Origin of the sequence: Streptomyces sp. NPDC006207 (assembly GCF_040613835.1) — a bacterium.
Lineage (GTDB): Bacteria > Actinomycetota > Actinomycetes > Streptomycetales > Streptomycetaceae > Actinacidiphila.
The window spans coordinates 100910-125800 of record NZ_JBEXSX010000023.1 but is presented as its reverse complement, the minus strand read 5'-3'; the positions used below and the strand labels follow the sequence as shown (position 1 = coordinate 125800).

The 24891-nt window shown below is 70.9% G+C and carries 22 protein-coding genes and 4 pseudogenes; 11 read left to right on the top strand and 15 right to left on the bottom strand.

What is annotated here, in order from left to right; all coding sequences use genetic code 11:
• Window positions 1-118: pseudogene (locus tag ABZ312_RS20445) on the top strand (YciI family protein); the annotation flags it as partial.
• 42 nt (window positions 119-160) lie between these two features.
• On the opposite strand, the gene ABZ312_RS20440 reads toward ABZ312_RS20445, so the two are convergent.
• Window positions 161-505 (bottom strand): DUF6188 family protein, encoded by a 345-nt coding sequence (locus ABZ312_RS20440; RefSeq protein WP_500325945.1) that lies wholly within the window; start codon window positions 503-505, stop codon window positions 161-163.
• Between the two features lie 266 nt (window positions 506-771).
• A complete protein-coding gene (locus ABZ312_RS20435) occupies window positions 772-1554 on the bottom strand; it encodes a DUF899 domain-containing protein (protein ID WP_500358089.1) in 783 nt (260 codons plus the stop codon).
• Between the two features lie 370 nt (window positions 1555-1924).
• Here ABZ312_RS20435 and ABZ312_RS20430 point away from each other — a divergent pair.
• A pseudogene (locus tag ABZ312_RS20430) lies at window positions 1925-3434 on the top strand (CoA-acylating methylmalonate-semialdehyde dehydrogenase).
• Between the two features lie 74 nt (window positions 3435-3508).
• Window positions 3509-3642: pseudogene (locus ABZ312_RS20425) on the top strand (LuxR C-terminal-related transcriptional regulator); the annotation flags it as partial.
• A gap of 53 nt (window positions 3643-3695) precedes the next feature.
• Here the strand turns inward: ABZ312_RS20425 and ABZ312_RS20420 are convergent.
• Window positions 3696-4454, bottom strand: coding sequence for a PIG-L family deacetylase (locus ABZ312_RS20420; protein ID WP_500325949.1), 759 nt, complete (start codon window positions 4452-4454; stop codon window positions 3696-3698).
• 73 nt (window positions 4455-4527) lie between these two features.
• Window positions 4528-4767, bottom strand: a complete 240-nt coding sequence (locus ABZ312_RS20415) for a hypothetical protein (protein WP_500438407.1) — start codon at window positions 4765-4767, stop codon at window positions 4528-4530.
• Window positions 4768-4852: 85 nt separating this feature from the next.
• Here ABZ312_RS20415 and ABZ312_RS20410 point away from each other — a divergent pair.
• Window positions 4853-4960: pseudogene (locus tag ABZ312_RS20410) on the top strand (IS5/IS1182 family transposase); the annotation flags it as partial.
• A 56-nt stretch (window positions 4961-5016) separates the two neighbouring features.
• Here ABZ312_RS20410 and ABZ312_RS20405 read toward each other — a convergent pair.
• A complete protein-coding gene (locus ABZ312_RS20405) occupies window positions 5017-5517 on the bottom strand; it encodes an SMI1/KNR4 family protein (RefSeq protein ID WP_500438405.1) in 501 nt (166 codons plus the stop codon).
• Between the two features lie 113 nt (window positions 5518-5630).
• Between ABZ312_RS20405 and ABZ312_RS20400 the strand changes: the two genes are divergently transcribed.
• Window positions 5631-6020: a hypothetical protein gene (locus tag ABZ312_RS20400; protein WP_500325954.1), complete on the top strand. Its 390-nt coding sequence runs from the start codon at window positions 5631-5633 to the stop codon at window positions 6018-6020.
• 75 nt (window positions 6021-6095) lie between these two features.
• Here ABZ312_RS20400 and ABZ312_RS20395 read toward each other — a convergent pair whose 3' ends face one another.
• From ABZ312_RS20395 to ABZ312_RS20380, 4 genes are all read right to left on the bottom strand, one after another.
• Entirely contained in the window at window positions 6096-6710 is a 615-nt protein-coding gene (locus tag ABZ312_RS20395) for a hypothetical protein (protein WP_500325956.1), read from the bottom strand.
• Window positions 6711-6739: 29 nt separating this feature from the next.
• Window positions 6740-10363 carry a S8 family serine peptidase gene (locus ABZ312_RS20390; RefSeq protein ID WP_500325958.1) on the bottom strand — a complete coding sequence of 1208 codons (3624 nt, stop codon included), beginning with the start codon at window positions 10361-10363 and terminating at the stop codon, window positions 6740-6742.
• A gap of 131 nt (window positions 10364-10494) precedes the next feature.
• Window positions 10495-10668, bottom strand: a complete 174-nt coding sequence (locus tag ABZ312_RS20385; RefSeq protein WP_500325960.1) for a hypothetical protein — start codon at window positions 10666-10668, stop codon at window positions 10495-10497.
• A gap of 110 nt (window positions 10669-10778) precedes the next feature.
• Entirely contained in the window at window positions 10779-13709 is a 2931-nt protein-coding gene (locus ABZ312_RS20380) for a helix-turn-helix transcriptional regulator (RefSeq protein WP_500325962.1), read from the bottom strand.
• 400 nt (window positions 13710-14109) lie between these two features.
• On the opposite strand from ABZ312_RS20380, the gene ABZ312_RS20375 reads away from it, so the two are divergent.
• Window positions 14110-14484, top strand: coding sequence for a YidB family protein (locus ABZ312_RS20375; RefSeq protein WP_500438404.1), 375 nt, complete (start codon window positions 14110-14112; stop codon window positions 14482-14484).
• Between the two features lie 161 nt (window positions 14485-14645).
• Entirely contained in the window at window positions 14646-15311 is a 666-nt protein-coding gene (locus ABZ312_RS20370; RefSeq protein ID WP_500325964.1) for a nitroreductase, read from the top strand.
• Window positions 15312-15347: 36 nt separating this feature from the next.
• On the opposite strand, the gene ABZ312_RS20365 is transcribed toward ABZ312_RS20370, so the two are convergent.
• The 3 genes from ABZ312_RS20365 to ABZ312_RS20355 all read right to left on the bottom strand — a co-directional run bounded on the left by ABZ312_RS20365 (window position 15348) and on the right by ABZ312_RS20355 (window position 17894).
• Window positions 15348-16115, bottom strand: a complete 768-nt coding sequence (locus ABZ312_RS20365) for a hypothetical protein (protein ID WP_500438402.1) — start codon at window positions 16113-16115, stop codon at window positions 15348-15350.
• A gap of 196 nt (window positions 16116-16311) precedes the next feature.
• Window positions 16312-16983 (bottom strand): DUF4097 family beta strand repeat-containing protein, encoded by a 672-nt coding sequence (locus ABZ312_RS20360; protein ID WP_500438400.1) that lies wholly within the window; start codon window positions 16981-16983, stop codon window positions 16312-16314.
• 338 nt (window positions 16984-17321) lie between these two features.
• Window positions 17322-17894 carry a hypothetical protein gene (locus ABZ312_RS20355; RefSeq protein ID WP_500325969.1) on the bottom strand — a complete coding sequence of 191 codons (573 nt, stop codon included), beginning with the start codon at window positions 17892-17894 and terminating at the stop codon, window positions 17322-17324.
• Between the two features lie 293 nt (window positions 17895-18187).
• Here ABZ312_RS20355 and ABZ312_RS20350 point away from each other — a divergent pair, with 293 nt between their 5' ends.
• A complete protein-coding gene (locus tag ABZ312_RS20350) occupies window positions 18188-19144 on the top strand; it encodes an alpha/beta hydrolase (protein ID WP_500438398.1) in 957 nt (318 codons plus the stop codon).
• Window positions 19145-19244: 100 nt separating this feature from the next.
• Here ABZ312_RS20350 and ABZ312_RS20345 read toward each other — a convergent pair whose 3' ends face one another.
• From ABZ312_RS20345 to ABZ312_RS20335, 3 genes are all read right to left on the bottom strand, one after another.
• Entirely contained in the window at window positions 19245-20168 is a 924-nt protein-coding gene (locus ABZ312_RS20345; protein ID WP_500438396.1) for an NADP-dependent oxidoreductase, read from the bottom strand.
• A gap of 136 nt (window positions 20169-20304) precedes the next feature.
• On the bottom strand, window positions 20305-21618 hold the full coding sequence (locus ABZ312_RS20340; RefSeq protein ID WP_500438394.1) for an MFS transporter: 1314 nt from the start codon (window positions 21616-21618) through the stop codon (window positions 20305-20307).
• Between the two features lie 25 nt (window positions 21619-21643).
• Window positions 21644-22282 (bottom strand): HD domain-containing protein, encoded by a 639-nt coding sequence (locus ABZ312_RS20335; RefSeq protein ID WP_500325975.1) that lies wholly within the window; start codon window positions 22280-22282, stop codon window positions 21644-21646.
• Between the two features lie 137 nt (window positions 22283-22419).
• Between ABZ312_RS20335 and ABZ312_RS20330 the strand changes: the two genes are divergently transcribed.
• From ABZ312_RS20330 to ABZ312_RS20320, 3 genes are all read left to right on the top strand, one after another.
• Window positions 22420-23397, top strand: coding sequence for a GlxA family transcriptional regulator (locus ABZ312_RS20330; protein ID WP_500325977.1), 978 nt, complete (start codon window positions 22420-22422; stop codon window positions 23395-23397).
• Window positions 23398-24000: 603 nt separating this feature from the next.
• Window positions 24001-24339, top strand: a complete 339-nt coding sequence (locus ABZ312_RS20325; RefSeq protein ID WP_500325979.1) for a YciI family protein — start codon at window positions 24001-24003, stop codon at window positions 24337-24339.
• A 360-nt stretch (window positions 24340-24699) separates the two neighbouring features.
• Window positions 24700-24891 carry a hypothetical protein gene (locus ABZ312_RS20320; RefSeq protein WP_500325981.1) on the top strand — a complete coding sequence of 64 codons (192 nt, stop codon included), beginning with the start codon at window positions 24700-24702 and terminating at the stop codon, window positions 24889-24891.

Here is a 24891-nt window from a genome sequence, read left to right as displayed (position 1 = left end):
CTACGACCGCGCCCTCGAACTCGCCGGAGAACTCTCCGCCGCACCCGGCGCCGGCGGCAGGCCCATCCACGAATGGCTCGAACTCCGCCCCTTCCACGCCGCCCCGCCGGCCCCGTAGCCCGACGACCCACGCCGGGCAGGCCCGCCGAGGGGATCCGCTTCACGCGCCGGGCACGTGCCGCACGTCGAACCTCGCGTCCGCGACGATCCACAGGAGCGCACCGGCGTCGAAGGCGATGAGGAACGAACCGTCGGCGACCACCTCGACGTCCGTGACGGACTGACCGAACAGGTCGAGCACCGGGGCGAGGGCAGAGCCCGTTCCGGGGTGCATGTCGTGGTACTGGCCGTCGTCGTCCCGCAGGCGGAACCCCGTTTCCAGGACCAGCTCCGTGGTGACGCCTGACGTCTCACCTCCCTCCGCAGGGGCGAGACGCAGGCGCACCCGGTCGTCGCACGACGTGTCCTGCACCCGACTGCCGACCAGCGCTTTGAGGCTCTTCACCGCATGACTTCCACATCGCTCTGATGGCCCGGCAGGTGCTCCTGTCGAGCAGGGCACCCCCGCCGTATGCCGCTCGGACAGGCCGCCGGGTTCGGGGAACCGCCACAGATCCGGGGCTGGTGCCGCCACCCAGGGCTGACAACGTTATCCACCCTACCTCCAACCCTCAGCCCGCTCGTAGATGATAACGATCATCCAGCTGTCCCATCAAGCTCACGTTCCGTGGCGGTCCGGCCACACCTCCGACGCCCCTCGAGGATGGCGCGTCAGTGGTGGTGGCCGTGCCGGCCGAGGGTCTCCACGGGGGTCGCGCCCGGGCGGGTCCACTGCGGCACGGGGCGGCTCGTCGGGCCCCAGGTGGCGTTCCCGTCCGCGTCCGAACGCCAGGACCAGCAGGCGTCGCCGCCCTTCGGCCAACCCTCGGGCTTGTCCTCCCACGCCTCGCCGCGACCGTAGGGCGTCATGTCGAGCAGGCCCATGGACCCGTTGACCGCTTCGTTGCCGCGCCCCGTCGTGGAGTAGGTGAGGAACACCCGGTCGCCGTCGCGCAGGAAGCAGGTGAGGTACCCCATGCTGCCGCCGGCCGGCCCGTCCACGTCGCGCACCGAGTACCAGGGCTGGGTGTAGCCCATGAACTCGACGTACGGGGCCACCTCCTCCCACCTGCCCGTGGTCAGGACGGCGAACGAGACGCCGCGGGCGTTGAGGTAGACGGCGTCCCTCAGGTGCCAGGCCGTGGTCGTGCAGCCCTCGCACTGCCCCTGGTGCGGCGCGCCGTCGTGCCACATGTGCTTGTAGACCACGAGCTCGTCGCGGCCATGGAACAGGTCCAGGAACGGGACCGGGCCGTCGGGTCCGACGACCTCGACCGTCCCGTCGAACTCCACCATCGGCAGCCGGCGGCGCGCCGCGGCGAGGGCGTCGCCCTCGCGGGTGTGCGCCTTCTCGCGGAGCAGGAGCTCGTCACGGGCGGCCTGCCAGGTGGCCAGGTCCACGACCGGCGGGCGGCCGGGCAGCGCGGTGGTCGGGTCGTCCGGTGTGGTCGTCATGGTGTCCTCCGTGGTGTCTGGTGCCGGGCAGCGTCGTACGGCCGTCGACGGCGTCCTGCGACGGTCACCGGAACAGACTCCCGCCGCGGCCGGAACTCATCGCGCCGGGCGCGAACACGGCGGCTCCCGGCATCCGGGTGATCCAGCCCACGACGATTCGGGACACGCGGCAGGCACTTCGGGCCGCCGGGCTCCCAAGCGCCTGTTCGTGCGGATCGGAACCGTAACTTCGATATCAGCAGCCGCGCGCTCCCGGGCTGGGGGCGTGTCCGTGGACAGGACCGCGGACCTCCGGCTGCAGTCAGGGTCCGTGAGGTGGACGACAGGAACCTCACCGCCCGCCACCGTCACCTTTGGAGGAGTTCCGCCGATGAAAACCGTCACCCACTGGATCGGTGGCAAGCCCTACGGAGACGCCGCAGGCGCCTCCGGCACCTGGGGACCCGTGACCGACCCCGCGACCGGAACGGTCACCACCCGGGTCGCGATGGCCGGCGCCGACGAGGTCGACGCCGCGGTCGCGGCGGCGAAGGAGGCCTACGCCACCTGGCGCACGTCCCCGCTCGCGCGGCGGATCGCGATCCTCTTCCGCTACCGCGAACTGCTGGACGCGCGCCGCGACGACCTGGCCGCGCTGATCACCGCCGAGCAGGGCAAGGTCCACGCGGACGCGCTGGGCGAGGTGGCCCGGGGCCTGGAGATCGTCGAGCTGGCCTGCGGGCTGGGCATGGCGCTCAAGGGCGACACGTCCACCGAGGTGTCGGGCGACGTCGACGTGGCGTCGATACGGCAGCCGCTCGGCGTGGTCGCGGGCATCTCGCCGTTCAACTTCCCCGCGATGATCGGCATGTGGATGTTCCCCATGGCGATCGCCTGCGGGAACACCTTCGTCCACAAGCCCAGCAGCAAGGCCCCGTCCGCGTCCATGCTCCTCGCGGAGCTCGCGGCCGAGGCGGGCGTGCCCGACGGGGTGCTCAACATCGTGCACGGCGACGAGGTCGCGGTGAACGCGCTGCTCGACCACCCGGACGTGGCGGCCGTGTCGTTCGTGGGCTCCACGCCCGTCGCCCGCCACGTCTACCGCAGGGCCTCCGCGAGCGGCAAGCGCGTCCAGGCCCTCGGCGGCGCGAAGAACCACATGCTGGTCCTGCCGGACGCGGACCTCGACGCGGCCGCCGACGCCGCCGTGAACGCCGCCTACGGATCCGCGGGCCAGCGCTGCATGGCGGTCTCCGTGGTGGTCGCGGTCGGCTCGGCGGGCGACGCGCTGGTGCCGCGGATCGCCGAGCGTGCCACGAAGGTCAAGATCGGCCCGGGCGACGACCCGACGTCCGAGATGGGCCCGCTCGTCACCAAGGCACACCGTGACGAGGTCGCGGCGTACGTCGCGGGCGCGGCCGCCCAGGGCGCCGATGTGGTGCTCGACGGCCGGGGCTTCACCGTCGAGGGCCGCGAGAACGGGCATTGGATGGGCATCTCGCTCCTCGACAACGTCAGCACCGACTCGGACGTCTACCGGAACGAGATCTTCGGCCCCGTCCTGTGCGTGCTCCGCGCGGAGACCTACGAGGAGGCCATGCACATCATCAACGGCTCCCCGTTCGGCAACGCCAGCTCGGTCTTCACCCGCGACGGCGGTGCGGCCCGCCGGTTCCAGTTGGAGGTCGAGACCGGCATGGTCGGCGTGAACGTGCCGATGCCGGTGCCGGTGGGCTACCACTCCTTCGGTGGCTGGAAGGACTCGGCCTTCGGCGACCACCGCATGTACGGCAGCGAAGCCGTGCACTTCTACACGCGCGGCAAGGTCATCACGAGCCGCTGGCCGGGCCCGGCCGAGCTGACGGCCGGCTGACGACCTGGACTTCCCCTCGTCCCGCTGACCGCCCCCCACACGCGGCCGCGCCGGCTCCCCTTCCGTGCCGGTGCGGCCGTCGGCCCTTGCCCGCGGTGACCCGTCAGCCTCGTCGCCCGGGGACTGACCAATGCCGAGATCGCCGAGGCGCCCTCTCGGCCGGCACGGTGAAGACGCACCTCGCCAACGTGCAGACCAAGCCGGCCGCCCGCAATCGTGTGGAGATCGCCGCCTGGGGGAGTCCGGTCTCCTGGACCGGCGTTGACGAGCGAGGGCCCGGACGGCCTGGTCAGGTGGTCAGTTCCGTCTGGGCCGCCGCTGCGGAGAAGGGGGCGTGGCGGATGTACCACTCGGTGGCGAGCAGTCGCTCCCGGGCATGTGATGGAAGGCCTGCGATCACCCCCGGCACGGCTCCGCGTTCGACCTCGGAGCGGTGCGCCAGCACCGCCGCGACCTTCTGCGTCATCCAGGGACGGACGTCGACGGTCGCGGTGACCTGTTCGTCCGGGACGCTGTACATCGCCTTGCGCGCACCGACCAGATGGTGCAGCGCCGGCACGGCCGAGCTCGGGTGGGCGGCCAGGTACAGGGAACGCGGCTGCCAGGGGGCACCGGCATCCGGGTAGAGCTGCCCGAGCCCGGCCGCTTGTGCGGCGATCACGGTCACCCGATGGGTGTGCACGTGATCCGGGTGACCGGGAAGGCCGCCGTAGGCGTCATGGGTGACCATGACGTCGGGGCGGAACTCCCTGATGTGCGCGACCAGTCGGTGCACCACCTCGTCGAGCGGCGCGTCGCAGAACCTCGGGCGGCCCGGGGCCGACCGGGGCACCCGCGCATCGGCGTAGCCGAGCATCCGCGGCGCACCGGCGCCGAGGATCCGCAGCGCCTCGCCCAGTTCCGCGGCCCGCGCGCTGTCCGCGGCCCAGGTCGCCGTGACGACCGCGGTCCGGGCACCAGCGGCCGCGTGACGGGCCAGCACTCCGCCCGCCGACAACGACTCGTCGTCCGGGTGGGCGAAGACCCCGAGCAGGCTCGGCACGGACATGGGCGGACCGCCTTCCTCCGCGCTGCGACTCCCGACGTCGCTTACGAGGGGGCCACTTCACCACACCGCTCGGTCAGAGGAGGGCGTCGAGGACGAACACCTCCGCCAGGTGGAAAACGGCAGCGCCCACTGGCGCGAGCGCGGCGCACAGCCAGTAGCGGCGCACCCCGGCACGCGCCAGGTAGACGGTCAGGAGGCCGGTGAGCAGCGCGCCGACAGCCAGGAAGACAGCCGGCTCTCCCCAGTAGTGGAGGGCCAAGCCCAGCCAGAGCCCCTCCCCCGGCACCACCATGGCGATGACGGCCCCGGCCATACGCGGGCCGCCCGGTGACGAGTGAAACGATCTCGCGGTGTCTGGTGTGATCACGGCTTCGGAGCCCCGGGACCCCGCCGTCGCGGAGCTCCGCCGCGACCGCCGCCTCAAAGGCGACGGAGTCCCCTGCGCCATACGCGGCATCGCCCGGATGCACAACCTCACCCTCGCCGGATACGAGCGACCCGTATGACGGCCAAGGGCTCCCGAGGCAGCTCGCAGATCAATGACGGGACGGCTCTCGGCCCGTCACAGGCTTCCGGGCTCACGCGTCAGCCCCTCGATGAACGACCGGAAGTCCGGGGCAAGGTGCAACTCCGCTTCGAGTTCCGCGTCGAACCAGGTCACGGAAGGCTCCCCGTGCCGCCCGCAGGCCCGGTAGTCCAGCCCGATCCAGCAGGGGCCGTCGCCCGAGACCAGCACCACCGCGGTGGGGAGCCCCCATTCCCGGACCAGGTACGGACTGTCGAGCATGGAGAGTGCCGCCGCGCGGTGCCCGATGCCCATGAGGAGGGCGACCGGGACATGATCGGCACTCCACGAGGTCGGCTCGCTCGTGGGGAAGGCGTTGCGGTCGGCCGCCACCGCGCCTCCGTTCTGCCGGCGCAGCAGATCGAGCAGGGAACCGGGGAGTGTGACGCCCAGCGAGCGCTCGGCCTCCACGATCAACGGGTCGGTCAGGGGCTCCTGAATTCCGTACTGGCCCTCGGTGTCCGAGAGGGAGCGGCGAAGGTCCTCGAAGCGTGCCATGGCCGGAATCGTAGGAGCTCTGATCCTGATGTGGCGCTTCGTCTCGTGGCCCGGGACGGGCGGCCCGGTCGGCGGTGGGAACACACGCGCGGAGCACCCAATAGAATCCTGGCATGCTGCTTTTCCACTTCACGCGGCCGGAGCTGTGGCCGCTGATCCTGGCAGACGCAGAGATCAAAGCGACCTGGCCGACGGCTCAGGAGGGCAGGCAGGAGCTGGCGGGGACCGTGCACCTCACGTCCGATCCCAGCCCCGCCTCGCTCCCCGGACCCTTCCGGGACTGCACGGTGCGGTTCACCGTGGAAGTGCCGGCCCCGGAGGCGCAGCGGTGGCACGCGTGGGCGGGCACCAGGCTGCCGGCCCAGACCGTCCACGTGCTGACGGCGACGCACTTCGGGGAGCGCCCCGACGAGTGGTTCGTCGTGGAGCGGGCCATCCCGTCGGCGGAGTGGGTGTCGGTCGTGGATCTGCAGATACAGAAACCTCTGTGGCCCCAGCCGTAGGCCTCCGCAGCCCGAACAGGGCGGGGCGAGACTCGGTCTCGCCCCGCCCTGTTCAGGTGTTCGCGGCCGTGCCCGTCAGCGCAGCGTGTACGCCGTGGGGAAGGTCTGCCTGACGGTGTTGCCCCCGGTATCGGTGGCGCTGATCCGGAGACCGACACCCTGGGCGGCCTGATCCTGCTTCGGATGCTTGATCTTCGCGGTGAAGGTGTTCGTACCGGCGGCCTTGCTGGTCACCGTGTGCCAGCTCCGGCCACCGTCGAAGGTGGCCTCGACCTGCAGTGAGTTCACCTCGGGCGGGGTGCTGAGGCGTTCCTGGTAGTAGCCGACGACCGTGATCTGGTGGATCTCCCCGGCCTTGGCCGTGTTGTCCAGGCCGAGACCGAGGTCGTAACGCAGGAAGATCAGCGGCTCCGGGCGGCAGGCCGCGCGGTTGTCGCCGACCACGTCGCCCATGCACGGTTGGAGCTGCGGGGCGTCGCCCTTGGTGGGCTTGTCGGAGGTGTACTCCCACACCGTCTTGACCCCGTTGGTCTCCGCCTCGAACGTGTACCGGGCCGATGTGGCCGGCAGGTCGTAGGCGACGAGGTCCCCGGAGCCCCCGGCGCAGCCGGAGAGCGCGAGCACCGCCGCGGCCGCGAGCGCCGCGAAGATCCCGTTCCGGCGCCGTGTGGACGGCAGGCTCGTGTTCATCGCGCTGGTCTCCTTAGCGGTTGCGGCCGTCATCGCCGGCTCTCGAAGATGCCGACGTGGAGTCGCTGCAGACGGCGTTCGACTTCGTCACCGGACTGGTTCAGCAGCTCGAATTCGCAGGTGGAACCGAGGGTCGGCAACGTGGGCGAGGCCGTCGCGGCACAGACCGGGGCGCCGAAGAGGAACTCCGCGAGGTTGTCGTTGTTGACGATGCCGACCACGGCCTGGCGGGCGCCTCCGCTGCTGGTCAGCTGGAAGGTCGGGTAGAAGGTGTCGCCCTGCCGGCAGCCCGAACACGGCGTCGCGGTGGCCAGCGTGAACCCTGACTTGGTCCGCACCTGCGGCACGGCGCCCGGTACGGCCGGACCCTCGTTCCAGTGGACGTCGTCCCTGCCCGTCAGGACCATCTCCCGCCTCTCGCCGCGGGCTTGGACGAGGACGGAGTCCGCTCCGTGGTCGGCCCAGGCGGCGTAGAACTGGTCGATGGCGTCGGGCTGCCGCTTGATGAAGGTGGTCATCGTCTGCTGCGTGCTCGTGTGCGGCAGGGCGTCGCCCATCGCACCCGGGGCGGACTCGGACTGCTGCCACCAGAGCATCCTGGTGACCACTCCGGGCCGGTCGGCGTGGAAGTAGTGGTCGACCCTGTCGAGCTCGCCCTTCCCGACGCGGTGCTCCAGGTCGGAGGGGATCCGGCCGTCGGAGTGGTACCTGGCCGCGTAGGTCCGCGGCGCAGCGCTGCCGCCGAGCTCGATCTTGACGTTCGACCGGTCGGCCTTGATCCGCTTGATCAGGCGGTCCGCCTCGGCGTACGGCACCTTCACGACCGGCAGCGCGGCGTACGGCTCGACCTTCGGACAGCTCTGCGGCCCGTCCGTGCACAGGGCGAGTTCCAAGGAGCCGCCCACCGAGTTGAGGTCCGGTGCCGAGACCAGCACGCCGACGGCGCCGGCAGCGGCGGCGGCCGCCACCCGTTCGTCGCGGAGCCTGGGGAAGTCACAGCTGGTGCCGCAGATGTCAGTCGGGGTCAGCAGCACCAGCTTGCCCCGGGCGTTGACGCCGGCGAGCTCGGGGGCGGAGCCCGTGCCCGCGTAGACCACCGGCACGCGTCCCTTGATCGGCAGTCGCGCGATCGGGGCCGAGACCTCGCGGACGACCGACTTCTCGCCGTCCTGCCACATCTGGGAGCCGACGAGCGAGGCGTCCGGGGTCCGGTAGCGGGCGGTCAGACTGAAGGGGGCACCGCCGCCCGTGGCCCGCATGGTGACGACCGGAGTCGTCCGCACGCTGTAGGTGTCCTGGGTGAGGGTACCCGTGTGCACCTTGCCGGTGGGCAGCGCCCACCAGTTGGGCTCGTCGCCGTATCCGGTCGTCAACGCCGTCAGGAACGACCGTGTGCCGGTCGCCGAGATCCGCCGGGTGTTGTCGCTCATCTCGTAGACCTCGGTGGATTCCGGGAACCGCACGGTCAGCGGCTTGAGCTTGCGCAGGTCCAACGTGACCGTGGTCGCCTTGGCGAGGTCCACCTCCGCCACGACCGGCGCGGCCTGCTGCCACTCCCCCGCCGCGTCCCGCCACTTGAGCGGGACGGTGGCCGAGTAGGGTCCGCGGAAGAGCGAGAGGGTGAAGGTGTCGGCACCGAGCGCGCTCGTCACGTCCTTGCCCAGGCCGGGGATGTCGTCGCCGTCGAGGGGAAGGAAGGAGGCGGATCCGTATTCGACGTCGGTGGCGCCCGGCGGGCGGATGACGTTCACGGTCAGCGGGAGCTTCTGGGGCTCGAGGAAGGCGGTGACCGGGACGGCCGACCGCAGTGCTCCCGAGGAGTCCCGGGCGTTGAGCAGTCCGGAGTAGCCGCCGAAGGCGCCGTCGGTGCCGAGCACCCGGCCGTCGAGCGTCATCGACACCTCGGCCGAACCGCCCGCGGGTACGACCACCTCGTCGGCGCTGAGGGTGATCAGGCCGGCGGGAGCGGCCTTGCCGGCGGACGACACCGAGGCCGTGAGGTGGAGCGTGCTCGGCTCGTCGGTGTGGTTGGTGTAGGTGATCTTCCGCGTCTGCGGCGCGTGCGGGTAGGCCAGGCGGCCGAAGCCGAGGTTGCCGTTCGCGGTGGTCCGCGGGTCGATCGCGGCGGCGACGTCCACCCGGCCGACGCCCTGGGCGTCCCGGTCGAACCCCAGGTCGGTGGCGGTGCTCATCAGCAGCGCCTTGATCTCCCGTCCGGTCAGGTCCGGGTGCTGCTGGGCGATGACGGCCGCGGCGCCGGCCACGTGCGGGGTGGCCATCGAGGTCCCGCTGGCGGTGGTGTAGTAGTCGTCGACCGTCGTGCCCATGGCCGTGCCCGCGGCGCGTGCCGCAACGATGTCGACGCCCGGGGCGGCGATGTCGGGCTTGGCGGCGCCGTCCCCGATCCGCGGTCCGCGGCTGGAGAAGTCGGCCATCTTGTCCTGCTTGTCGACCGCCGCCACGGTCAGTGCCTCGTCGGCGGCGCCCGGGCTCCCGACCGTTCCGTTGGCCGGGCCGGAGTTGCCCGCCGCGACCACGAACAGGGTCCCGGTGGCGCGGCTGAGCTCGTTGAGCGACTGGCTCAGCGGGTCGGTCCCGTCGGTCGGGTCACCGCCGAGGCTCATGTTGACGACCTTGGCCCCGGAGTGGGCGGCCCACTCCATGCCCGCGATGACGGCGTCGTCGGTGCACTGCCCCTGGTCGTCGCAGACCTTTCCGACCCGCAGTTCCGCGCCGGGTGCGACGCCCTTGCGCACCCCGCCGGACGCGGCTCCGGTGCCGAGGATCGTGGACGCCACGTGGGTGCCGTGCCCGTGGCCGTCTCGGGTACCGCTGGGACTGTCGGTGAAGTCGACCTTCTCCACGAGGTGTCCGGACACGTCCGGGTGTCCGGCGTCGATGCCGGTGTCGAGCACCGCCACGGACACGCCCTTGCCGTCGTACCCGCGGTCCCAGGCGACGGGCGCGCCGATCTGCGGTACGGAGGTGTCGAGACTGATCTTGGCCAGCCCGTTGAGCCACACCTTCTTGACCCCGGCCAGGGTCCCGGCGGACCGGGCGGCGGCGGTGCCGGAGTCCGTCTTGCCCCGCACCCCCTGCCACCAGCGGCCGCCGTCGGCTATCTCCATCGAGCGGCCGTTGATGCTGGCGAGCGTCCTGCCGGCGGTCGCACCGGCGACCTCGGGGGCTCGCTGGGCCCCGGTCTTCCCGGTGTAGGTGACCAGCACGGGCACCTCGCCGCCCTTGCCGGCCGCGGCGAGCGTCACCAGCTCGGTCAGGTCGAAGAGTCCCCAGTCGAGCAGTCCGCTGCCGACCAGCGCGAGGGCGTCGTTGGGGACGACGTACACCTTGCCGGTGCGGGTGATGGTGTGGAACACGACGGGGGATCCGTCAGGCCGTGCCGCGCTCTCGATGGCGCGGACGGTCGGCTTGCCGTGGGCGTCGACGGCGACGTCCACCTTGTCCCCGGTGATCAGCGTCACCGGCACGGTGGCTCCGGAAGCGGAGAACGTCCGCGCGAGGTCATCGTTGTCGATCACCGTCGTCTTCTTGGTCTGGACGACTCCTGGAAGCGTCACCTTCCGGGCAGGCTCGGCCGCGTGGGTCGCCGTGGTCGACGCGACCATCCCGAGGATGGTCAGACCGACGGTCACGGCGCCCAAGCGTCGTCTGGCTCGCCTGTTTTCCCTTCGCCTCATCTATTCGATCTCCTGTGAGAGTGATGACCGGGGGGAGAGCTGGTGCGATGTGCCCCGAGGCCGCACAGCGGCACCGGGCCTCCTGGCTAGAGCGGTTCGTACTCGCCCACGACGTCGGCATCAGCGCCCGCGTGCTGGGCGGCGGAGGCGTCCGCTGGTTCGGCCGGCGCTTCTGCCGGCGCCGGTGCGGGCCGGGAACGGAGTCCCGGCTCGAGCAGGTCGGCTGTCGGCTGGGGCGTCGGCGGTTCTGCGGGCAACATGGGGACGAGTGTGCAACCGGGCCCGACGCCGCCTCGATTGGTCAGATGCGGGATTTAACTGGTCGTTCGCCCGTGGGTCCTTTTTTTCGTCCCGGGCGATGACGGTGAATTCACTCGTCGCCCTGCGGTGTCTGCCCCTGCTCGCCCACGAGTCGCAACTCCACGACCCTGAGGGCGAGTCCGGTCCGCGACGTCACCTGCAGTTTGCGCATGGCCGACTTCACCTGGCTGGCCACGGTCTGCGTCGACACCACCAGCACGTCGGCGATCTGCCGGTTCGTCCGGCCGTCGAGCAGCAGGCGGGCGACTTCCAGCTCACGCGGGGAGAGGTGGTTGCCGTAGCTGGGCCGTCCCCGGCCGCGCGTCTCGCGGCTGTCCCCATTCCGCTCGTTCAGGGTCCGTGCCACCCGGTCGGCGTCGTGGTGGGCGCCGAGCTCCGACAATGCTCGCCGGACGTCGGCCAGCACCGGCAGAGCGGCCTCGTCCCGGCCGTCGGCGAGCAGGCAGCGGGCGTGGCGCTCCCGTGCGAGCAGGGCGTCGTAGGGGCGCGGCAGTGCCTGCCAGGCGTCGGCTGCCCGGGCGAACAGCGAGGCGGCGTCGGTGAGCCGGCCGTCGGCTTCGGCCAGGATGGCGCGGCACAGCACCACGGACGCCCGCGGCGCCGGGGCGTCCCTGTCTCCCAGGGCCCCCTCGAAGGTGTCGGCCAGGTCGGCGGCGCGGCCGAGCTGACCGGCGGCGACCAGGGCCGCGACCCGTGCCGGGGCGAACTCGACGGCCCGGGACCAGATGCCGCCGCTGACGGCGATCTCGGCCGGCTGGTCGGTGAGGCGGAGCGCCTCCTCGACCTCGCCGTCGCGCAGGCACAGCTGCGCCAGCGCGGCCGCGGCCTCGATGCGTTGCTGGTCGTCGCGTCCGGCGAAGCGCAGGCGTGCCTCCGCTGCCTCCCGGTCCCCGGCGGCGGCCTCGATCAGGCCCGCCACGAGCGCGGCCTCGCACCGGTCCTTCAGCCGTACGCCGCCGTCGTCGTCGACCAGCCGCGCCGTCCGCTCGGCGAGTCCCGGCCAGGCGCCGGTGAACCAGTCGAGGTGGGCCCGGGAGGAGGCGATGCTGTCGAGGTAGTCCAGGAGCTGGTGGCGCTCGGCGAGTGCCTGGGCCGTGGCCAGCCGTGCCCTGGCCTCGTCGTACCGGCCCCACCTCGTCGCCTCCTCGCCGACGTTCGTGTGTCCTATCGCGACGATGGCCGCCGCCCGGGGATCGGAGACGTCGTCCGGGATCTGCCGGGCCGCGTCCCAGCCGGCCTCCTCGCCGAGCATGAGCAGCGCGAAGGCGCGTTCCACGAACAGGCGCAGCCGGTCGTGGGAGGCCATCGCCTGGGCCAGCGGCGGTGCTTCCTGCAGCCACCGCAGGTGCTCCGCGACAGGGCGTGCGTTCCCCAGGGGCAGGGCGAGCAGGATGCGGGCGCGCGGCGCCTCCGGCGAGTCCAGTGCGAGATGGGGCACCGCCCGCAGGATCTCGAAGCGGCCCGCCTCGATCTCTCCCGCCACCATGAGGACCCGGCCGACCTGGAAGCGGACCAGGGCCTGCTGTCCCGGCGTCAGGACCTGGCCGCAGAGGGCCGCTCGCAGCGCGTCGATGGTCTTCGAGTACGGGTCGGAACCGGACAGCGCCTGGAACTGGATCTTCGTCACCAGCCGTACCAGCGGTTCCGCCGGGAGGGCCACGGTGGTCACCAGGCTGTGCAGTAGCAGTGCCGAGGTGGCCACGTCTCCGGACTGGACGCAGAGGTCGGCCGCCTGCTCGGTGTACCGGCACGCGGCGTCGACCTCGCCGGCCAGCCGGAAGTGCCGGGCCAACTGCGCCACCGGCGGCAGCGGCCATCGCTCCAGTGCCCGGCCCGCGCGCAGGTGCATGGCGCGCCGCTCCTCGGCCGGGATGGCGTCGTACACGGCGTGACACGCGAGCGAGTGACGGAACGACCACTGCCCGGGCCTGTCCTCACGCAGCAGGCCGCAGCCGAGCGCTTCGGCCGCTTGCGCGGCGAACCGGTCCTCGGGCAGGCCGGTCACGGCCCTCAGGGTCGCGTGGTCGGCCGGGCCGGACAGTACCGACACCGCGTACAGGACGGTCCGGACATCGGGCCGGAGCCGCTGGACGCGTTCGAGCATGGCGTCGCGGATCGTGGGCGGCACGTCGATGCGGTCCAGCCGGCGCCGTGCCCACCCGCCGTCCTGGCTGATCAGGTCGGCCCTGTCGTGCATCAGCCGCACCGACTCCTCCACCGCCAGCGGCACACCCTCCGTGCGTGCGTGCAGGAAGGTCGCGAACTCGGTCGAGACGTGTCCGTCGGCCAGCATCGACGAGACGAACGACGCGGTCTCGGGGATGTCCAGCGGCTGCAGTGTCAGCCTGACCAGGTGCGCGTCGGCTGGCGGCCGGGAGGACAGCCGCAACAGCAGCGAGTCGGCGGGCACTTCCTCCCGCCGGTAGGTCAGCACCACGCTCAGCGTCTGCGGTCGGCGGGAGACCAGGAACAACAGGAACTCCAGCGTCGCCTCGTCCGCCCAGTGCACGTCCTCGATCGCCAGCACCGCGACGTCGAGCCGTCCGAGGACCTCGACGAACGCGCGAAACAGCCGGTGCCGGGCGGCGCTCGCGTCCTCCAGTGGCTCCGGCGCGGGAGGCAGGTCGTCGGCCCACTCGGGGAACAGGGGCCGCAGCGCACCGCCCAGCCCGCTCAGCCCCAGGGTGGCAACGTTGTCAACACCGTCGCGCACCGCGTCCACGACCGCCCCGAGCGTGTACGGCACCCGCAACTCCGGGCAGGCCCCGACGAGGACACGACGTCCCCGCTCGGCCTGCGACCCCAGGAATTCGCGCAACAGCCGGGTCTTGCCGATACCCGCCTCACCTTCGAGCAGGACGAGCGCGGGGGCCGGCCCGAGCGCCCCGCCCAGGGCGGCGAGCTCCCGCTCCCGGCCCACGAACCGCGGCCCGGAGAGCGCCGGATGCCGACCGGCATCGGTCTGGGTCCGTCCAGCCACCGTCCGCTCCCTTGATCGATCAACGCCACGCCGGTGCTGACTTTATCCGGGAGAGATCATTTGGGTGGCGGTACCGGCTCGGACAGCTGAACGACGAGCGATCCCGCGGGCTCCTCGTACGGGGTCGCCATCGCCGTCGGGCATGTTCCCGGCGCCGACGCGGTGCCTGCCGGTCGCCGGGCACGCCGACACGCGCAGGAGGGCCTCCTCGCGTCACCCGGATGGGCTAATCGCACGGCGCCCGCGGACGTCTCGTGCTGGCCTGGAGGGGGTGTACGAGCGAGGCGACACCATGTGCGACCTGCGGCAACACTATGTCGGCCCCACCCCATCGCCGACCGGCGCAGCATCCGAAATCGCCGCGTGTCGCCCGCACAGACCACAACCACGGGAGTAACCCATGGCTGACCCCACGAAGAGCAGCGGCGGCGGCATGATGGACGAGCTGCAGGCACTGCTCGAGGGTGCGACGAAGCTCCTGAGCGACAGCGGCCTGAAGGGCGTCGTCGACTCATGGCTCGGCAACGGTCCCAACGAACCGGTCACGACGAGGCAGATCGAGGACGCGTTCGGCGCCGACAAGGTGGCCGAGGCCAGCAAGCAGGCCGGCGTGAAGCCCGACGCCCTCGCCGCCGAACTGCCCGAGGTCATCGACAAGGCATCTCCCGACGGCAAGATCGACATACGCAGTAGCAGCATCGAGCCGTCCTCCATCGACGCCCGCAGGGAATCGGTCATCGACGTGCTGGGCCACACGATCGAGCGCCGCGGGTGACCACCTGCGACGACCGTCCCAGGGCCGGCGCTCACCCGTAGCGCCGGCCCTGTCCGTTCCGGATCACGGTGCCGGAGCAGCCCTTTCCGCACCCGCGGCAACTCGTACGCGTTGAAGGCGGTAGAAGAGGTGGTCGTCGTGGAGTGAGGGGGCGGGAAGACGTGGACGTGTACGAAGCCGTGGACAGTCGCCGGGCGGTGCGGGCGTTCAGCGACGCGCCGGTGTCCAAGGAGACGCTGGAGAGAGTGCTGGCCGCGGCGACGCGGGCTCCGTCGAGCGGCAACCTCCAGCCCTGGCATGTGTACGTCGTGACCGGCGAGCCCTTGGCCGACCTGAAGCGGCGCGCGACGGGCAGGGCGCTGGCGGGAGACCCGGGTGACGATCGGGAGTACCCCATGTACCCGGCCGAACTGGCCTCTCCCTATCTGGACCGCTTCTCCGCCGCGGCCGCCCAGCGGTACCAAGCACTGGGGATCGAGCGCGACGACCCCGACAGGCCCAGGAAGATCGCGGCCTTGAACTCGGAGGCGTTCGGGGCGCCGGTCGTCCTGTTCTGCTACCTCGACCGGACGATGGGGCTCGGACAGTGGGCCGACGCGGGGATGTACCTGCAGACGGTCATGCTGTTGCTGAGGGCGGAAGGCCTGCACAGTTGCCCCCAGGTGATGTGGACCATGTACCGCAGGACCGTCAGCCAGGCCGTCGGGGCAAGCGACGGCCTCGTGCTGTTCTGCGGCGTCGCGGTGGGCTTCGAGAAGGAAGGCGTGCCTCGACTGCGCACGGGCCGCGCGGACATCACGGAGACGGTGAGCTTCGTCGGGACGTGACCGCCGGGCCCAGCGGAGCCTTCGCCCCGCTGCTTGTCAGTAGCGGTGGCCGGGCCAGTGCGGATCCGTCCAGCGGTCCTCGCCCGTGAGTCCGAGCAACCGTATGCGGTGCTGCAGCCCGGTCGACGCGCCCGACTCACGGAGCCGGGCGGCACCGTGACCGAGGAGCCAGGCGACCAGTTCGGCGCGCATCTCCTCTTCGTCGTGCTCGTACCACCCGATGTACCACGGCAGGCCGTCCCCCAGGAGTTGGTACTCCCAATCCGCCGCCGCGTCAGCGAGGCGCCGGTCGCTGAGGTGCCCGGTCTGTTGCTGCCATGCGGCAAGCCAGGGGCGGAGTGTTCCTGATGCCTCCGCGCACATCACCAGGACCTGGTGCGCCGGGACGGCCGCGTCCGGGTCGGTAAGGCTCTGCGCCCACCAGGCGTGCAGGAACTCGTGTACCGGAGCGGCGTGGTCGTCGGGCCACTGCTGCCAGTGGCCGCGGGCGAAGGACGTCCCGGCCTCTTCCAGCCGGAACATGGGGTCCGCGCCGTCGGCGACAAGGGCCCGGGAGAACTGCGGCAGGATACGGCGCGCCACAGCCGCGTGGTCGGTCCAGTCGACGGCCTGCCAGGTCCGGCGCAGGAGGTCCGGCTCGAGCATCACCTCCGGCGTCTTCAGGAGGGCGAGCTCCTCCGGACTTCCCCAGTGACATTCGCAGTTGTGCTCGTCCGGATGTGCGGTCATGCCCCGGACGGTGACGGCGAGGTCGTCCAGGGCTGCGTCGAGTCGGCGACGTGCGGGATGGTCGGCGAGATGCATGATGTGCCCGGCCTTCGAGGGACTCCGCGCGGCTTCCGCCGGGCGAAGATCACTACGTTGGTCGATCGGGCTCCTTGCGCACGAACGGGGCGGCGTACTCCGACGGCTGTCGGTGTACGCCGCCCTGGGGTGCGGCACGTTGCGGGAGACGGCCCGCGTCGCCATGGCGGTTGCTTCGCGTCCTGGTTGGAAGCGACTACAGGCTGCGGGCGGTGATGTCGCCGTAGGAGGTGGTCGCGTGGATGTCCAGGTCGGCGGCGTCACCGTCGGTGTTCTTGAGGGCGTTGTGGATCCGGCCGTAGGCGGTGCCGGCGTCCAGTGAGGCGGAGGCTCCGCGGGCGGCGCCCACCGAGATCCCGCCGTGCTCGGTCCGCAGTGTGACGGTGCCGCGTACGGCTTCGGTGATGAGGAGGTCGCCCTTCTGGGTGCTGATCTCGGCGGGGCCGCCCAGGCGTCCGACGGCGATGTCGCCGGCGAGGACGGAGATGCGGGCGCTCTCGGCCTCGTCGAGCTTGACCGTGGCCTGCTGGCCCTCGAAGACGACGTCGCCGAGCCGTCCCACGCCGCGGAGTTCGGCGGCGGCCGCCTTCGCCTCGATGCGGGAGCCGGTGGGCAGTTGGACCGTCACGTCGACGGACCCGGATGCGCCGAGGATCCGGCTCTTCGCCGCCGGGGGCTCGATCCGCAGCACGCCGTCACGGTAGGCGACCTCGGCCTGCTCCGCCGCCTTCACGTCGCGGCTCTTCGCGGCGTCCGCGGGCAGGACCTCGACGGTGGCGTCGGCCCGGTCGGCGGCGATGAACCGGATGCGCCCGGCGGGGACGTCGAGGACGGCCAGGATCGGGGCGGGGGTGTCGAACTTCTGCATCGTGCTCTCCTTCGTCTCCATCGGGCGCCGGTGCGTCCCGGTGTTTCTGACAACAGAAACGCTACGTTGCGTTCGCTGATACGGCAACAGACTTGTTGCACAACTAGCGCAGCATTGCAGGTCATTGCTGAGAATTCATGCAATGGTTGTGGACGCAATGCAACGCCTTACCCTCAGGGCATTGCAATGGATGAAAGGTGAACGCTACAGAGAAGACCCTGCGACAGCTGCTACGCGGAGCAGCCCGCGACACTTTCGGGCGGCACCTGAGAGCCAGGCCCACATCCCCGATGGACGGCGGGCCTCGATGGGCACACGGCCCACCCGTCGCTACGACCTCAGCCCGTCGCGGCCCGGCGCCAGGCGGAGGCGAGAGCGATGCGCTGGAGTTGCCGCGTGGTCAGGACGGGTTCGGCCCGGGACGCGGGCAGTTGGTAGGCGGGCGCGTTGACCGCGGTGATCACCACGCGCAGGCCGTCGGTGCGCAGCGCCGGGGGCAGCAGGTCGGCGATGGTGTCGGTGATCTGACGGCCGGTCATCCTGGGGACGAGCGACGTTCCGGGTAGAGCGGTCCGCGGGACGGGCGTGGCGGACAGGACGGGCTTCCAGGCGGGTGAACCGGCGATGGCCGCGAGGGCCTTCGCCGTCAGGGGAAGCGGGGACTCCCCGGTCGTCGGGCTCCCTGTGGCACCAGGGGCCTGTGAGACGAACACCTGGGTGCCGTCCTTGTGGGTGAGCAGCGTGGTCAGCACTGCCGCCCCCGACGGTCGCTTCTCGTCCGCCGGGGACCGGTCCTGCGTGAGCAGGGCTCCGTCGGACAGCCGGGCCCGCGTGCAGCGGCTGTACGGGTGATAGGCCGAGTCGGGACACGTCGAGAACTGCTCGGGTATTGGAAGCGAGTACCGGTTCACGGTGACCGTGAGCCGTGCATCACGATCGCCCGACGACGACCGGCTGCTGCTGAACGTCGCCGCTCCGCGGGGCTTTTGCCCGTGTCGTGGCGCCATGTACGCGACCCGCGACGGCCGTACGGGGGCCGGCGTTTGACCTTACGATTGCCCTTACGTGCGGGCGCTGATACGTCACCTCGCCAACGTGGCGATAGGGGCTGTCCCGGTGATCGCCATCGCGAACGGCGGGTGGACGGAAGAGGGATGTGATGACGTCACCCGGATTCCCAAGGCTGCAGGAACGCGTCAGGGAGTTGTCGGACGAGCAGCGGTACGCGGACGCGTACCGCCTCGTCACCGACGAGGGGCCGCAGTTCACAGAGAACGAATCGGACGTCTACTACCTGCGGTCGTGTGCGGCCGCACGGATGGGTGATGCCGACCTCGCCGTGGCACTCTTGCGAGAGGCCCTGGCGCGGGGCCACTGGTACGGCGAAGTGTTACTGCGTCAGTCGCCGTCCTGGGACTTCTTGCAAGGCACGGCCGACTTCGAGGAGGCGGCGCGTGAAAGCACGGCTCGCCAGCGAGCCGCCTCCGGCCCGTCGCGCTACCTCGCCATGGGCCACGAAGCCGGGGCGGAGCAGTACCGCGCTGTCGTCGCCCTGCATGGCAACGGCGGGAACGCCCACGAATCGATGAGCGGCTGGCGAGGGGTCGTGGGCGAAGGCCGACTGCTCGTGGCCTTCCAGTCCTCGCAGTGGATCGCACGCAATCGCGCTGTCTGGGACGACGAGGCCGTGGCCCTGCGGGACGTCCGCGCACAGTACGCGGCGCTGACGGCGGATCGCCGGTTGGACCCGGGTCACCTGGTCGTCGCGGGCTTCTCCATGGGCGCCGAGACCGCCTTGCGCACGGCGCTCGAAGGGAGTGTCCCGGCGCGTGGCTTCGTCCTGCTGGGGATGGCGGGGCCGCGTACTGCCCACCCTGCGTCCTGGATGCCGTTCATCGAGAGGCGGCGCCGGAGCGGCCTTCCGTTGCGCGGCTTCTTCTTGGTGGGCGCCGACGACGACGGCGGCGTGCGGTACGAGAAGCTGTCCGCACTCGCCGGTTTTCTCGCCTCGCAGGGAGTCCCCTGCGAGGTGGAGGTGCTGCCGGGACTCGGGCACGAGTATCCGGGCGACCTTCTCCCCCACATCAGGCGGGCACTCGCCTTCATCGACTCGGACGACCGGGGACACGCCGTCGCCGACGGTCCTTCGTCTGCTTCGTAGGGCGCAGCGGGACGCCCAGGGGTACCAGGCGTCACGGCCGGCCGGGCGCTGTTCCCCCACGCGGCGCGCCCGGCCTGCCCTTGCGGGCGTGCGCCCGCACTCAGCCTTCCGTGACCCGGATGATCGTCTTGCCGGGGGTGCGGCGCCCCTTGTGGGTGAAGGCTGCAGGTGCCTCGGACAGGGGCAGCACATCCCCGACGATCGGCTTGAGTCGGCCGTCCCGGACCCGCTGGACGAGGTCCGCGAGACGTGCCCGGTCGGCCTCGACGACGAAGAAGACGGCCCGCCCGTCGTCGGGCTGGACGGTTGGTGGCTCCGCGATGGTGACGAGCGTGCCGCCGGCGCGGACCAGCGCCGTCGAGCGTTCGAGGATGTCGCCGCCGAACACATCGAGTACCAGGTCGACCTTGCCGACGTCTTCGAGCCGGTCGTTCTGCAGGTCCACGAACGCGTCCGCGCCGAGATCGAGCGCGGTGCTCCTGCCCGCGGCCCGGCCGGTGCCGATCACCCTGGCGCCCGCCTCGCGTGCCAGCTGCACGGCGATCGACCCGACCCCTCCCGTGGCACCGTGGATCAAGACGGTCCGGCCCGTGGTGAGGTGCCCGTGGTCGAAGAGGCCCTGCCATGCGGTCAGCCCGGAGATCGGCAGCGCGGCGGCCACCGTGTGGTCGACGTCCACCGGGAGCGGAGCGAGATTGCGGGCCTCCACCGCGACGTACTCGGCCAGTGAGCCGTTCCGGGTCCAGTCGGCCAGTCCGAACACCCGCTGGCCCACGGTCAGGCCCGTGGTTCCGTAGCCCAGTTCGGCCACGACGCCCGACAGTTCGTGCCCGGGTACGCTCGGCGTCCGGTCACGGCCGGCCCGGTCGGACCAGGTTCCCGGCCACTCGAGCTCCCCCGGCGTGAAGCCCGCGGCGTGCACCCGTACGATGACGTCGTTCTCGGCGGCGTGCGGGTGGGGCATGTCGGTGAGCGAGAGCCCATCGGCTCCGGCGTTCCGGTCCCGAGCGGTGACGGCTTGCATGACAAGTCCTCTCTTAAGCAAATTTACCCATCAGAATTTCGCCGACGCGGAAAGACCATTCACTGTTCGGCGCGCACGAGAATCCATGACCACACCAAGATATCCGCACCATCGCAGAGAATCGTTCTGCGCTTTGTCATGAATTCCCTCTGCCATCAACAAGCGCTCGGTGAGCGATCCCTTCGCTATGAGGTCGGCTCCGACCCTCGGTCTGCGAGTCCGCGCGCATCCTGCCCCCGAGAGGCCCGAGAGCACGTGACCGGCCGGCGTGGAGGGCGGCACCCATGGAGAGCACCCCGACGAACCCGACGTACAGGTAGCCCGTGGTCTCCAGTCCCCACACGGGAGCCGCGAACCCCGCCGCGAGGGCGGGGAGGCTCAGCGCCGCGTAGCTGATCACGTAGACGGCGGAGAAGACCTCCGACCGCGACTTCGCGCTCGTGACCTCACTGATCACGCGGAGGCTGCCGTTGAAGGTCAGGCCGACCCCCAGCCCCGCGACGACCGCCCCGCCCGCAGAGACGAGCGGTGACGCGAGAGCCATGGCGACCGCCAGTCCGGCCGCGCCCAGGGCCAGGAGCACCGCTCCCAGCAGGGTGGCGAGCCGAGCCGTGTGCCGCACGGACCACAAGCCGCCCACGCTGTTGGCCAGGAACAGCACTGCGATGCCGAGTCCGCCCGCGGCGCCGGACCGCACGTGCAGGACGTCTCTCACCAGCGATGGGGTGAGCGCGAGGAACAGCCCCGTGACGGACCACCCTGCGACGAGGGCGGGGACGGACGCGAGAAACGCCGGCCGGGCATCCCGGGGGACCCGGACCCTGAGACGCAGCAACGCCAGTCCACCGGCGCGTGGGGCGCGCGTCTCGGGCATCGCGAGGACGACCGCGGCCAGAACCACGAACGTGCAGGTGAGGACGGGAAAGACGTACGCGTCGGGACGCGGGGTGAACCGGACCAGCAACCCCACCGTCCCGGCGCCGGCGGCCATGCCGAAACTCGTGCCCACCGCCGTCATCGTCGGCCCCAGATGCGGACGCCCCTGGGGCGAGAGCTCGACCAGACCGGCGGCGAGACCGCCCGTGGCCGCCCCGGTGGCGATGCCCTGCACCACCCGCGCGACCAGGAGGGACACGACTCCCTCGGCCGTCCAGAAGATCGCCGTGCTGGCCGCCGCCACCAGGAGGGCGGCGGCCAGCACCGGGCGGCGACCCACGTGGTCGCTCAGCGATCCGACCGTGAGCAGGGCACCGAGCAGACCCACGACGTACACCGCGAAGACCACCGTCAGCATCGTGACCGACAATCCCCAACGCGCCCGGTACAGGGGGTAGATCGGTGAGGGTGCGCTCGCCGTGGCCATCATCACCACGTTCGCGGAGACGAGCACGGTGAAGGCGGCGCCTCGTCCGAGACGGACGCCGGCGCGACGCCGGTTCACATGTTTCATCACGTCGTCCACTACGGCTGTCTGATCAGCTCGGCCAGGGCGCGCCCATGATGCGCTCGACCGTGGTCGTACGACGGAACCCGGGGATGAAGTGCTCCAGCACGTCCGCGTTCACGGTCCCGTTCGTGGTCTCCGGGCGGTGCTGGAGTCCGTCGACGAAGGCCTGCAGGAACTCGTTCTTGAAGTCGCCCCGCGGATGGAGGGCGATCACCTCTTCCACCTGGGCGCGATCCAGCTCGTCCAGGCCCAGGCCGAGCACGTCGGTCAGGACGCCGAGATTCGTGATGGCGATCTCCGGGCCCATCCGGTCGGGAATTCCCGGTGTCGTGTGCAGCGCGATGGCCGTCCAGACGACGTCGGCGGCCGTGGCCGGGAAACCGCGCTCCAGCATGAACTTGCGCGCGTGGTCGGCTCCGTCGACCTCGAACCGCTGCTCCACGTCGGAAAAGGGCGTCATGAGGCCGGTGTCGTGGAACATGGAGGCCAGGTAGAGCAGCTCCGGGTCGGGGTCGAGACCGAGCCTGCGGGCATGAATGGCGCCGAAGACGAAAACGCGCCGGGAGTGATGGTAGATGAGGGGGCTGGTCGTCTCCTGGACGAGTCGGGTGGCTTCGGCGACCGCGGCTGTTTCGGGAATCTCTACACCGGCGATGATCTCGGTCATGACCTCTGCGCTTTCTTATTTCGGTGTGTTATGAAGGAACGGTGCCTCCGACTTCCACACTGCCGACCACCGGGCGTTCGGCGCCACCGCAGTCCCGCCACGAGTCACCCGAATCCGGACGGGCGGAGAATGGCGGTGTGAACCCTGCTGCGCATCAGGTCGTGATCCTCGTCTATGACGGGGTCACGCTGCTGGACGTCGCCGGCCCCGCGGAGGTGTTCGCGGAAGCGAACCGGTTCGGGGCCGACTACCAGGTCGTGCTGGTCTCACCGACCGGGGACGACGTCGCCTCGTCCATCGGGGTCCGGATCGCCGTCTCCGGCGCCGCCACGGAGCTCGCCCCTCATACGTTCCTGGTGGCCGGCTCGGACCTCTACCCGCGCAACGCCGTAGCCCGTGACCTGCTCGAAGCGGCGCAGACGCTGGCCGTCAAGGCCGACCGGGTCGCGTCGATCTGCACCGGGGCATTCGTCCTCGGCGCCGCCGGTCTCCTGGACGGCAAGCGCGCGACCACGCACTGGAAGGTCACGGACCAACTCGCGGCACGGCACCGGGCCAGCCGCGTCGAGCCCGACGCGATCTACGTCCGTGACGGCACCACGTACACCTCGGCGGGCGTGACCGCCGGCATCGACCTCGCGCTGGCACTCGTCGAGGAGGACTACGGCCCTGATCTGACCCGCGACGTCGCCCGTTCCCTGGTGGTGTATCTGCAGCGTTCGGGCGGCCAGTCGCAGTTCTCCGCCCCGCTGCAGGGACCACCGCCCCGCTCCCCGGCCATCCGCAGGATCACCGACCTGGTGACGGCCGATCCCGCGGGCAACTACTCGGTCGGCGAGCTCGCCAAGCACCTCAATTTGAGCCCCCGGCACCTCACCCGGCTCTTCCGCGACGAACTTTCCACCACGCCGGCCCGGTACGTGGAGTCGGTCCGGTTCGACATGGCGAAAGCCCTGCTCGACCAAGGGCACACCGCGACCCAGGTGGCGTCCCTCGCCGGATTCCCGAGTTACGAGAGCATGCGGAGGGTTTTCGTGAGGCGAATGGCGATAAGCCCCGCCGCGTATCAACGCCGCTTCAGGACCGCGCACCGCGCCGGAACCGGGCAGCAGTGAGCACGCATCGCATTCGCTGAACTTGATATGTCGGATCCGCACAAGCGGCACAGCAGCGACCCACGGGGGCGACAGCCGTGCCCCTCAGCGGCACGGTCAGGTCGGCGGGGGCGACCATCATGCGTCACGGTGAACCTCGCCGGGACCGGGAAGCGGCTCCTCGGCGTCAATGAGCTCGATGACGTCGGGCCCGCCGTAGCGGCTGATGGACGTGGCCTTCATCAGGGACTCCTCATGTGCAGCCCGTTCGCCGGAACCGACGCTCGGACCATGTCCGTACCGCTGCCCGAAGCAGACAGCGGACGGCCTCGGTCACCGCCGACCGGCGGGACATGGGACCCATCCCCACAGGCTCAGGAAGCAGGCGTCTCCAGCCGCCGGCAACCCGCCGGCTCCGGACCATCCCCGCAAGGTGCGGGCACTGGGAGCAGGGGGCGATCGGCCGCCTCGCATTCGCCGGTCCCGTGCGGGTCATGCCCTCGATCAGTGGTGCTCCCACGAAACCGTGAAGCGGCCGGCATGGGGAAGTGTCGGTTCTGAAGGCAGGCGTTCGTCGTAGGGTGAGGGGCGGCCGAAGGAGGCCAACGGCCAAGGGAGGCACGTATGACGCGGTACCTGATCTCGTTCGATGACGGCGCGATGACCTTCCCCGAGGAGGAGTTGCCCGAGGTGGCCGAGGCCTCGCACGAGGTGGTGCGCAAAGCTCAGGACGCCGGTGTGTGGGTCTTCGGCGGTGGACTGGAAAGGCAGCAGGCGAGCGTCGTGGCCACCGACGGGTCCGTCACGGATGGCCCGTACCCGGAGACCAAGGCGGTGCTCGGCGGGTTCTCGATCATCGATGTGCCCTCACGTGAGGACGCGCTGGAGTGGGCTGCCAAGATCGCTGCCGCATGCCGCTGTGCGCAGGAGGTCCGGGAGATCATGCCCGACTCGACCGTCTGATCGAAGACGACCCGCGGCGGCTGGGGCCTGGTTCGGCAGTGCCTTGTGACCTATGGGCGCGATCGGCATGCCAGCCCTGCAGAACGCTCAGTGCAACGACCGGACAGTACCGGCGTTGCCGTGCCGTCGGTCAGGTAGTCGGCGGCACGATGTCAGAGGGGCTGCTTAAGGGTGACGTGCAAGACCAAGGGTAAGTGTGCCGGGGTGTTCGAGTCGTCGGTGGGGTTGTCGTGGCCTGGTGGAACGGGGAGCCGGAAGATCGGCCGCAATGGGTGCTCGATCCGCTGGCGGGGGTGGGCCCGTTGCGCTTCGGGATGGACTCCGATGAGGTCGAGGCGGCGCTGGGAGGAGTACCCCGCAGTGGCTCGCAGGTCGCCCGGAACGGTCTCCTTCGACGGCATCGACCTGATCGGCAAAATGAGCCTGGTCGTCAGGTGCTCGGGCGATCTCGGTCCGAACGGGCTCAACATGTACGTCCGGTCCGCCCGAGCGGGTGACGTCATGGTCAGCGAGGCGAGGTTGTGCGCCGCCGGCTGGGAAGACCATGGCTGA